Source organism: Roseateles sp. GW835-FHT13E02, assembly GCF_058794035.1.
Map to the genome: position 1 here is coordinate 49,087 of NZ_JBXAGJ010000030.1, position 6,556 is coordinate 55,642.

Below are 6,556 nucleotides of genomic sequence, written 5' to 3' on the forward strand. Positions count from 1 at the left end.
CGGGGCCCAAACGCTGGATTCAGCCGGGATTCGCTCCCTAAACCTGAGTCTATAGGGTGTGCCGTCTGCCACCGCGTCACTGGCATTGGGGTAAACAGCCGGGCTCCAGCCCGCTTTGTCGTAGCTTCCTTGGACAGCGCATCCAGTATCCTGCGCAGCATCGGGTGCGGCGTCGGCCGTGTCCCTGAAGACCCAAGCGCGACCAGCCAGCCGGGAGTGAGCCGCAACGTGAATGCACCGATCTTGACCCCTGAACCGCAATCGCCGCCAGGCGTCTATGTCCACCCCATGGCCTTGCTGGAAAGCGCGGCGGTGGGCGAGGGCAGCCGCATCTGGGCTTTCAGCCATGTGCTGCCCGGTGCCCGCATCGGCCGCGATGCCAATATCTGCGACCACGTCTTCATCGAGAACGATGTCGAAGTCGGTGACCGGGTGACGATCAAATGCGGCGTGCAGCTCTGGGACGGGGTGCGCATCGAAGACGATGTCTTCGTCGGTCCCAACGTCACCTTTTCTAACGATCCCTTCCCGCGCAGCAAGCAGCGGCCCGAGGCCTTTGTGCAAACCCGGGTGCGTCAGGGCGCCAGCATCGGCTCAGGCGCCACGATTCGCCCGGGTGTGACCATCGGCGCACGTGCCCTGGTGACGGATGGCGCGGTCGTCAGCCGTGATGTGCCACCCAATGCCATCGTCGCCGGCAACCCCGCCCACATCACCGGTTATGTGGACACCCCCCACGTGGACCTGCCGGGCCAGGTTTCATCGGCCGCGCGGGCCGCAGCCCTGCCGGCCGACAGCCTGCCCCAGCTCAGCGTGGCGCGCGCCACCTTGCACCGCCTGCCCAAGATCGTCGATCTGCGCGGCGCCCTCAGCTTTGGCGAGATCGGCAGTCATCTGCCGTTCCAGCCGCAGCGCTTCTTCATGGTCTACGACGTGCCCAGCCGCGAGGTGCGTGGCGAGCATGCCCACCGCGCCTGCCACCAGTTCCTGGTCTGCGTGAAAGGCTCGGTCGGCATCGTCGTCGATGACGGCCAGCACCGCGACGAGATCCTGCTCGACAGCGCCCGCCTGGGCCTGCACATCCCGCCCATGGTCTGGGGCATCCAGTACCAGTTTTCGCCCGACGCCGTCCTGCTCGTGCTGGCTTCGGACACTTACAGCGCCGAAGACTACATCCGCAACTACGACGAGTTCCTGGCTGCGGTGATGGAAGCCAAGGCCGCCGCGGGAGCCCAGGCATGAGCGAGACCGCGAAGATCCCGTTCCTCAATCTGCAGCCCGCCTACCGCAGCGCCCAGGCCGAGATCGACGCGGCCCTCCTGCGCGTGGCCGGCAGCGGCTGGTTCCTGCTCGGCCAGGAGCTGCAGCAGTTCGAGGCGGCCTACGCGCGCTTTTGCCAGACCCAGCATTGCGCCGGTGTCGCCAACGGCCTGGATGCGCTGACCCTGTCCCTGCGCGCCCTTGGCGTGGGCCCGGGTGACGAGGTCATCGTGCCCAGCAACACCTATGTGGCAACCTGGCTGGCGGTCAGCCAGTGCGGCGCCCGGCCGGTGCCGGTGGAGCCCGATCCGCAGACCTACAACCTCGACCCGGCCCGCGTCGAGGCGGCGATCACGCCCCGTACCAAGGTGCTGCTGCCAGTGCATCTCTACGGCCTGCCGGCCGAGATGGATGCCTTGATGGCCCTGGCGCGCCGCCACGGCCTCAAGGTGTTGGACGACTGCGCCCAAGCCCATGCGGCCGAGTACCGCGGCCGCCTCGTCGGCAGCCTGGCGGACATTTCGGCCTGGAGCTTCTACCCGGGCAAGAACCTCGGTGCCATGGGCGATGGCGGCGGTGTCACCACGGCCGATGCGGCGCTTGATGCCCAGCTGCGCGTGCTGCGCAACTACGGCTCGCGCATCAAGTACCACAACGAAGTCAAGGGCATCAACTCGCGCCTGGACGAGATCCAGGCCGCCGTGCTGGCCGCCAAGCTGCCGCATTTGCAGGCGGCCACCGACGAGCGCCGCCGCCTGGCGGCGCAGCTGCGCGATGGCCTGTCCGGCCTGCCGCTGCAGCTGCCGGTCGAGCCCGAGGGACTGCGCTCGGCTTGGCATCTCTTTGTGGTGCAGCATGAGGCGCGCGACCGCCTGGCCGCCGCGCTCGAGGCCCAGGGCGTGGGCAGCCTGATCCACTACCCGGTGCCGCCGCATCTGCAGCCGGCCTATGCCGAGCTGGGCTATGGCCCCGGTGACTTTCCCATCGCCGAGGCCATCCATGCCCGGGTGCTGAGCCTGCCGCTGTGGCCGGGCATGAGTGAGGCCCAGGTCGAGCGCCTGATCCAGGTCGTTCGAGCCAGCGTGTGATGCCTGCCCGGGCCTGAAGGCTCAGGCCGGTGCCGGTCCGCGGGAGCGGGCCGGGTTGCCCACCCACAACTCGCCCGCGGGCACATCGCGGGTCACCACGCTGCCGGCGCCGATCAAGGCGCCTGCCCCAATCGTCACGCCGCCGAGGATGGTGGCATTGGCCCCGATCGAGGCGCCGCGCTCGATGCGGGTGCGCTGGAACTCGGCCGGGTAGCGCTTGGAGCGCGGCGTGCGGTCGTTGGTGAAGCTGACATTGGGCCCGATGAAGACATCGTCGGCCACGCTCAGCCCATCCCAGAGCTGCACGCCGCATTTCACCGTCACCCGGTCGCCCAGGCAGACATCGTTTTCCACAAACACCTGGGCATTGAGATTGCAGTCCGCGCCGATGCGCGCGCCGGCCAGCACCACACAGAACTGCCAGATCTGCGTGCCGGCGCCGATGTGCGGGCTTTGCACATCGGCCAGGGCGTGGATGCGGGGCGCACGAGGATCGGTGGCAGGCGTGTCGGACATGGCAGGGATTGAGGCGGCGTGGATCGGATGTCGGGGGAGCATAAAGCAAGCGAGCCCCGAGTGAGGGCGCCGTGGAGGGCGCCCCGCTCGGGGCTCGCAGCCCCGCGGTGTGCGGGGCGACCCGGCCCCGGGGTCGGGTCCGGGTCCAGGCTGATCGATCAGATCAGCGGGTTCATGCGCTGCAGCTCGTCGTCGTCGGGACGCTGCTTGATGAACAGGTGCTGCTGGCTCACCTGCGCGTTCTGGCTGTGATCCAGATCGCTGCCCTTGACCGCGGCCCCTTCGCCGAGCAGGGTGCCAGCCGGTCCGGCCAGCACATCCCCCAGCTGCGGCGCGGGAGCTGCGGCCTGGCTGTTGTCCTTGGCGAACCAGACGTCGGCCATGGTGTGGGTCTGACCGTCGCTGGTCGTGTAGCCCGACACCAGTCCCACCAGATTGCCCTGGTCGATCGTGCTGTTGGCTTGCGCCGCCAGGTTCATCTCGGTGATGCCCAGCTCTTGCAAGGATTTCAGCTCGCCGCCATCGGTTTGGCCGTCGCTGTCCGCATCGACCCAGACCTTGAGCTCGCCGAAGCTCTGATCCAGCGCATTGAGCTTGCCGTCGTGGTTGAGATCCAGCTCGCGCATCGCGGCATAGCCGTCGGTGGCGCGTTGACCAGAGCCCAGTTCCGTGCCCGAGCCGAACAACTCCTTGCCGCTGTTGATGATGCCGTCACCATTCAGGTCGCGCACCAGCAGGCCGTCGTTGCCGCCAACCCAGCCCCACTTCTGGCTGGTGTTGCCGGTGCCGTTGACGTCAAAGTTCACGCCGTCGGCCGCGCTCAGCGTGCTGATGCCGTTGCCGTCCAGGTCCAGCACGATCGGGGTGGCCAGATAGAGACCGTCCAACTGGGCTGCTGTCAGCGCCGCCAGAGATTCGGTGGCGAAGGACAGGACCTGAGCCATGTTCAGCTTGGCCAGATCCTCGGCGTCGAAGCCCTTGATCTGATCCGAGGTGATGCTGTGGATCTGCTCCGTGGTCAGGCCCGCCATCTGGGCCGTGGTGAAGGCCTTGATGTCCTCGGACACAAACTTGGAGAACTGCTCCGTGCTCAGGCTGCCAATCTGGATCGAGCTGAAGGTCGCGACCTGGGTGGTTGTCAGCGCCACCATGTCATCGGTGCTCAGGGTGTCGAGCTGGTTGACAGTGATGGACTGGAACTGCTGGGTCGTGAAGTTCACCAGATGCTCGGTGGTCAGGGCCTCGAACTGCTCGGTGCTGAAGTTGCGCAGCGCCGAGGTGGTCAAGGCACGCAGGTCATCGGTGGCCAGCTTGGACATCTGCTCGGTCGTGAAACCTCCCACTTGCGAACTGTTCAAGGCATTGGCCTGCTGCGTGGTCAGCGCGATCACCTGGTCGGTGGTCAGCGCGCCCAACTGCCCGGCCGTCAGGCCGCGGAAGCCCGCGGTGCCGATGGACGAGAAGTCTTCTGTCGTCAGCGTCTTGATCTGGTCGGTGCTGATGGCGCCGACCTGGGTCGAGCTCATGGCGCGGAACTGGGCCGTGGTGAAGGCATTCAGATCATCGCTGGCCAGGCCTTGGATCTGGCCTGCGGTCAAGGCATTGACCTGTGTGGTGCTCAGAGCGCCCAGCTGATCGGAGCCCAGGGCGCCGAGCTGGTCAGTGCTCAGGTTGCGCAGCGCGCCGGTGTTGATCGCCTGCAGGTCATCCGTGGCCAGCTTGCTCATCTGCTCGGTGCCGAAGCCAGCGACCTGAGCGCTGTTCAATGCAGCCGCCTGGGTGGTGGTCAGGGCGATGATCTGGTCGGTCGTCAGCACACCCAGCTGGCCGGCGCTCAGGCCGCGCAGACCGCTGGTGCCGATGGCGGCCAGGTCCTCGGTGGTCAGGGTCTTGATCTGATCCGTGGAGATGGCGGCCACCTGGCCTGAACTCATGGCGCGGAACTGCGCCGTGGTGAAGGCGTTCAGGTCGTCGCTGGACAGGCCTTGGATCTGTGCATTGGTCAAGGCATTGACCTGTGCCGTGCTGAGGGCGCCGAGTTGGTCGGAGGCCAGTGCGCCGAGTTGTTCGGTGCTCAGGGCTCGCAGGGCACTGGTGTTCAGCGCTTGCAGATCATCCGTCGCCAGCTTGGAGACCTGTTCGGTGCTCAGTCCCACGATCTGAACGCTGTTCAGCGTCGCCGCTTGGGCCGTGGTCAGCGCGACCACCTGGTCGGTGGTCAATGCGCCTACCTGGCCGGCCGTCAAGCCACGCAGACCCGCCGTGCCGATGGAAGACAGGTCTTCCGTCGTCAGCGTCTTGATCTGATCGGTGCTGATGGCCGCGACCTGGCCCGAGCTCATGGCGCGGAATTGGGCCGTGGTGAAGGCGTTCAGGTCGTCGCTGGACAGGCCCTGGATCTGGCTGGCGGTCAGCGCGTTGACTTGTGCGGTGGTCAGGGCGCCGAGCTGGTCGGACGCCAAGGCACCCAATTGCTCGGTGTTGAAGGCGCGCAAGGCACTGCTGTTGATGGCTTGCAGGTCGTCGGTGGCCAGCTTGGACATTTGCTCCGTGCCCAGACCGGCGACTTGCACGCTGTTCAGGACGGCCATCTGCTGGGTGCTCAGGGCGATCACCTGGTCCGTGGTCAGAGCGGAGACTTGACCGGCTGTCAGGCCGCGCAGGCCCGCGGTGCCGATGGACGCCAGGTCCTCGGTGGTCAGGGTCTTGACCTGATCCGTGGAGATGGCCGCCACCTGGCTCGAGCTCATGGCGCGGAACTGGGCCGTGGTGAAGGCGTTCAGGTCGTCACTGGACAGACCCTGGATCTGGCCGGCGGTCAGGGCATTGACTTGCGTGGTGGTCAGGGCGCCGAGCTGGTCGGATGCCAAGGCTCCCAGCTGCTCGGTCGTCAGATTGCGCAGGGCGCTGGTGTTGATGGCTTGCAGGTCATCGGTGGCCAGCTTGGAGACTTGTTCCGTGCCCAGGCCGGCGATCTGCACGCTGTTGAGCGTGGCGGCTTGCTGGGTGGTCAGGGCGACGATTTGGTCGGTCGTCAGCACGCCGACCTGGCCGGCCGTCAGGCCACGTAGACCGCCCGTGCCGATGGCGGCAAAGTCCTCGGTCGTCAGGGTCTTGACCTGGTCGGTGGTGATGGCACCGACCTGGGCCGAGCTCATGGCGCGGAACTGGGCCGTGGTGAAGGCGTTCAGGTCGTCACTCGACAGGGTCTGGATCTGGCCGGCGGTCAGGGCATTGACCTGGTTGGTGCTCAGAGCTCCCAGCTGGTCCGAAGCCAAGGCACCAAGCTGCTCGCTGTTGAGGTTGCGCAGGGCGCTGGTGTTGATGGCTTGCAGGTCCTCGGTGGCAATCTTGGACATCTGCTCGGTGCCGAAGCCCACCACCTGGACGCTGTTCAGCGCAGCGAACTGGGTGGTGCTCAGCGCAATCACCTGGTCCGTGGTCAGGGCGCCGAGCTGGCCGGCCGTCAGGCCACGCAGGCCGCCCGTGCCGATGGAAGACAGATCCTCCGTCGTCAGGGTCTTGACCTGGTCGGTGGTGATGGCGCCGACCTGTGTCGAGCTCATGGCGCGGAACTGGGCCGTGGTGAAGGCGTTCAGGTCATCGCTGGACAGACCTTGGATCTGGCCGGCCGTCAGTGCGTTGACTTGCGCGGTGGTCAGGGCGCCGAGCTGGTCGGATGCCAGGGCACC

At 66.8% G+C, this 6,556-nt stretch carries 4 protein-coding genes; 2 read left to right on the top strand and 2 right to left on the bottom strand.

What is annotated here, in order from left to right:
- Window positions 1–228 precede the first annotated feature (228 nt).
- Window positions 229–1,242, top strand: a complete 1,014-nt coding sequence (locus AC1Q6P_RS22285) for a WxcM-like domain-containing protein (protein WP_492665871.1) — start codon at window positions 229–231, stop codon at window positions 1,240–1,242.
- Complete coding sequence (locus AC1Q6P_RS22290; RefSeq protein WP_492665870.1) at window positions 1,239–2,348, top strand: DegT/DnrJ/EryC1/StrS family aminotransferase; 1,110 nt, start codon at window positions 1,239–1,241, stop codon at window positions 2,346–2,348. Before AC1Q6P_RS22285 ends, AC1Q6P_RS22290 begins: the two co-directional genes overlap by 4 nt.
- 21 nt (window positions 2,349–2,369) lie before the next feature.
- Here the strand turns inward: AC1Q6P_RS22290 and AC1Q6P_RS22295 are convergent, their stop codons facing one another.
- The gene (locus AC1Q6P_RS22295; RefSeq protein ID WP_492665869.1) at window positions 2,370–2,864 is read right to left on the bottom strand and encodes an acyltransferase; all 495 of its coding nucleotides are present in this window, start codon (window positions 2,862–2,864) and stop codon (window positions 2,370–2,372) included.
- 158 nt (window positions 2,865–3,022) lie between these two features.
- Window positions 3,023–6,556, bottom strand: a 3,534-nt coding sequence (locus tag AC1Q6P_RS22300) for an SPM autocatalytic domain-containing protein (RefSeq protein ID WP_492703334.1), incomplete at its 5' end; no start/stop codon positions are given.